This window comes from Actinopolymorpha alba DSM 45243, assembly GCF_000373925.1.
GTDB classification, from domain to species: Bacteria; Actinomycetota; Actinomycetes; order Propionibacteriales; family Actinopolymorphaceae; genus Actinopolymorpha; species Actinopolymorpha alba.
In genome coordinates this window covers 1-3,694 of record NZ_KB892721.1, presented here as the reverse complement: position 1 = coordinate 3,694, position 3,694 = coordinate 1, and the positions used below count along the sequence as shown (strand labels likewise).

Annotated in this window: 4 protein-coding genes; 2 read left to right on the top strand and 2 right to left on the bottom strand. The window is 67.9% G+C overall.

From position 1 onward, the window contains the following. Positions 1-677 precede the first annotated feature (677 nt). Positions 678-1,238, bottom strand: coding sequence for a hypothetical protein (locus tag B141_RS47105; protein WP_157180834.1), 561 nt, complete (start codon positions 1,236-1,238; stop codon positions 678-680). 87 nt (positions 1,239-1,325) lie between these two features. Between B141_RS47105 and B141_RS0106290 the strand changes: the two genes are divergently transcribed. Continuing rightward, positions 1,326-2,198 carry an O-antigen ligase family protein gene (locus B141_RS0106290; RefSeq protein WP_084678131.1) on the top strand — a complete coding sequence of 291 codons (873 nt, stop codon included), beginning with the start codon at positions 1,326-1,328 and terminating at the stop codon, positions 2,196-2,198. A gap of 157 nt (positions 2,199-2,355) precedes the next feature. After that, positions 2,356-3,207: a 5'-3' exonuclease gene (locus B141_RS0106285; RefSeq protein ID WP_020574317.1), complete on the top strand. Its 852-nt coding sequence runs from the start codon at positions 2,356-2,358 to the stop codon at positions 3,205-3,207. 100 nt (positions 3,208-3,307) lie between these two features. Here B141_RS0106285 and B141_RS39170 read toward each other — a convergent pair. Further along, positions 3,308-3,694: Hsp70 family protein (locus B141_RS39170; protein WP_040420560.1), on the bottom strand; the 387-nt coding region annotated here is incomplete at its 5' end.

The window sequence follows — 3,694 nt, the reverse complement described above, 5'->3', positions numbered from 1 at the left end:
GAATCTGAGGCGCACCGCACCCCAGAAGAAGATCAACGTGGTTGGGTTCCTCGACCGGACCGGCCGCCCTCAGGCGTCCCGCGCTCCCGGCGAGGTGAAGAGAACCATACGTACACCCACAACCGGAGTCAAATCCGGGTCGGGAGTGTCCGTGACCGCCTGTCGCCAGGCAGGTCAGAGGCGCGTGACAGGGGCCCTTCCCTCCCTATCTAGCGCGACCACACTCTCCGGCATTCCGACTTCGCACCGCCCGACGCCCCATGTCGGTATGGCCTCCGACTGGAGCCGCCTCGACCGCGGCTCGGATGGTGGCACGGCCGCCACCAGGGCCAGCTGGGTTTGGTACTCCCCGGCCAGGTAGCGGATCCGGGGCCCGACGTCATACGACCGGATCGTGTGGATCAGGAGGTCCTGGCAGACCGCGCCGGGTGGCGAGCTGATCCACTCCTCGTCGGCGACCGGGCGCACAACCAGGCGCGGGCCCCCATCGTGGGCTGGGTCGCGCTCACCAGCATCCGCGGGCGGCGCAAACCGGCTGAGCTCTCCTCGATGCCTCTTCTTCCCTTGAGTCCTTTGACCCGCGAGGCGAGAGATTGCTACTGAACGGAATGGCCTTCTTCCTGTCCGTAGACCACTTCCGACTTGGTGACGATAAGGAATCAAAGAGAAGCCGAACGTCATCGAATTCTTTCCGGTTTCTGCCCGCTGGCGATATTTCCTCCGCTAGTTTCCAGGCCGGCTTCGGATTCAGTGAATGGGAAATGAGGTCCTGTGGGGGGATCTGGGCGGTTTCGTGTGTCCGCACGCGACGTCGTCGCGCCGTTAGTGCTGGTCTGCCTGCTTTTCGCGGGGTACGTCAAAGGCACGCCCGCGCTGGCCTGGCTTCCCGTCGACCTGACGCTGTTGGCGGCCGCGGTCGTGGGGCTCTGGCTGCTGGCGATCTTCCTTCGGACGTTCGCATTGCCGCACGGCGCAGGTGCCGTCCTTCTCGTCTGGTTGATGTTCATTCCCGCGTCCGTATTCACCAGCGACAACACGTACGCCGATGACAAGGTCCTCAAGCTCTGGACCGTCACGCTCATCGCCGCGCTCGCACCGAGCTTTCTGCTGCGTACCCCACGCAGCCGGATGATCGCCGCGTACGCGGTGGTCGCCGCCGGCGCCGTGACCACCGCGATCGCCGTGGTCTTCCCCGACCCGTACCAGCCCTGGCGGCTCACCGCCGCCGGCTCGAACACGATCGCGATCGGTCGGGCCGCTGGCGCTGCGTGCGTTGTCCTGGCCGTTCTCGGTTTCTTCGTACGGCACTGGATCGCCAGCTCGGGGTGTTCGTCGCGGCGGCCGGCATGGCGATGGCCGTCGTCCAGTCGGGGTCGCGAGGTCCGCTCGCCGCTGCGCTGGTGGCCTTCGTCCTCGTCGGGGGCAGCTCGCTCACGCCGCGCCGAGGGCGGCAGTTCCGCATCCTCGCGGTGCTCGCGACACCCCCGCTGGCCTGGTGGTTCCTCAACCGCAGCGGTGAGTTCGGCGCCGAGCGGATCACGCGGATGCTCACCGCTGGTGGCGACGACGTCTCTGTCGGCGCGCGCATCCGCCTGATCCAGGCCGCGCTGCGCACCGCGGCTCACCACCCCACCGGCGTCGGATGGGGCGCCCTGGTCGACCATCTCGAGCCGACCGAGCCGCTCGACACCGGATGGCGGCAGTACCCCCACAACCTCCTCGTCGAGACGCTGGCCGACGGTGGTTGGTTCGCCGCGCTGGCCCTCGCGGGTTTCCTCGCGGTCGGATTGTGGCGGATGCGTAAGCTCGCCAGCTCCGTCGACGGAGCGGTGTGGGCGGCCCTCGCCGTCTTCTTCGTTCTGAACGCGATGGTGTCGGGCGACATCAACGACAACCGGGCGATGTTCGCGGCGGTCGCGCTGGCCTGGGCCTTCACGGCCAACCCCAGGACTTCGGTCCGGCCGGGTCCGCCTTCGTGGCGGCGCGAACCAGTGATTGCCGAGGTCGTCGGGCTGTCGAGGGACGGTTCGCACCCGCACGTCGCCGCCGAGCATTCGGCGCTGGACACGGGCGCGGGCATGAACGTTCAGCCGGGCGCGGTCGCGGGCCTGCGGCCGGGCGCGGGTGCGGTGATCGCGGACAGACCCGGCGTACGTGGGGACCCACCTACGACGCCCCGTGGGCGGCGGGCGAGCTGACCGGCCGCCGTCGGCCGCGGTCGGCGCGCCGAGCGACCGCGACCGACTGACCTGGATAGGGTTTGGCGTCCTTGGGAGGGCGTGCCGTACGACGTACCGATCCGCCCGCCACCCGCCCGCTCGCTCAGCGGCCACCGAGCGAGATTGGCGGTGCCGCATGCCCCATATCCCCCTGCTCCTCGTCGATGGCCACAACCTGCTATGGCGGGCGTGGTTCGGCTTTCCGGCTCGGATCCGCAGCCGAGACAAGACCCGGGACGTGACGGGAGTGTTCGGTTTCTTCGCACTCCTGCGGGTCGCGGTCCGTGAACTACCTGTGGCACCGGAGATCGCGGTCGTCTTCGACGGCGAGAACGCGTGGGACCAGCGGCTCGACATCGACCCGACCTACAAGGCCCATCGGCCGACGGACGACGAGGCAATGGCACCGATCAGATCGCTCGCCACCGTCATGCGCGGGCTCGAGCTCCTGCGGATACCTCAGGTGGTGAGCGACACCGCCGAAGCCGACGATGTGATCGCCACGCTGGTGCGGCGCACCCATCTGCGGTCGCGAGGACGCGACGTCTGGATCATGTCGGTTGACCGGGACTACTACCAGTTGTTGGCGCCACGGGTAAAGGTGCTGAACACCGCCCGGCGTGCCGGAGAGCGGATCGTGGCGGCCGAGGACGTTGAGGCGCGCTTCGGGATAACCCCGCGCCGCTGGTGTGACCGGGTGAGCCTGGTCGGGGATCCCTCAGATGGCATCCCAGGAGTCCGAGGCATCGGGAACGTGACTGCCGCTCGGCTGCTCGCGGGTGGGCTGGCGGTCGAGAACTTACCGGCGTCCGGTCGGCTGACGGGACGGATCGGGACGCGGGTACGCCAGTCATTTCCACGGGTTCTGTTGTGGAAACAGCTCGCGAAGTTACGTGGTGACCTCGCCATCACCGCCGAGGTCACCGGCCAGCCAGCTCCTCCCCTGCCCAAAGCCGCCGAGGTACTGGAACGACTGGACCTGTGGTGAGGGAGATAACGCCAGGGGGACCACCGCCCTGAGAGCGGTGGTCCCCCTGGCCATCAGCGCTTGGCAGCTGTCCGCACCTGGCAGCTGTCGCACGTTCCGGCTATTTCGGGTCGTTCGACGGCTTGTCGTCGTCGACGATCTCGCCTTCGACCACGTCATCGCTGCCGGCCGAGCCGCTGGTGGAGTCGTTCGTGGAGTCGTTTGTGGAGTCACCGGCCGCATCCTGACCAGCGTCCGACTGTGACTGCTGGGCGGAGGCATACATCGCCTGCCCGATCTTGGTTCGCGAGGCCGAGAGCTTGTCGAAGGCGGTCTTGACGGCGTCGTTGTCGTCGGTTTCGAGGGCCTTCTTGAGGGCCGCGATGTCCTGCTCGACTTCGGACCTCACATCAGCGGGGACGGTGTCGGGGTTGTCGGCGATGAACTTCTCGGTCTGGTAGACCAACGTGTCCGCCTGGTTACGCAGCTCCGCCACCTCACGCCGCTT

Coding starts and splice junctions, on each gene's coding strand:
- B141_RS0106285 (WP_020574317.1), top strand. CDS start 2,356: ATGCCCCATATCCCCCTGCTCCTCGTCGATGGCCACAACCTGCTATGG.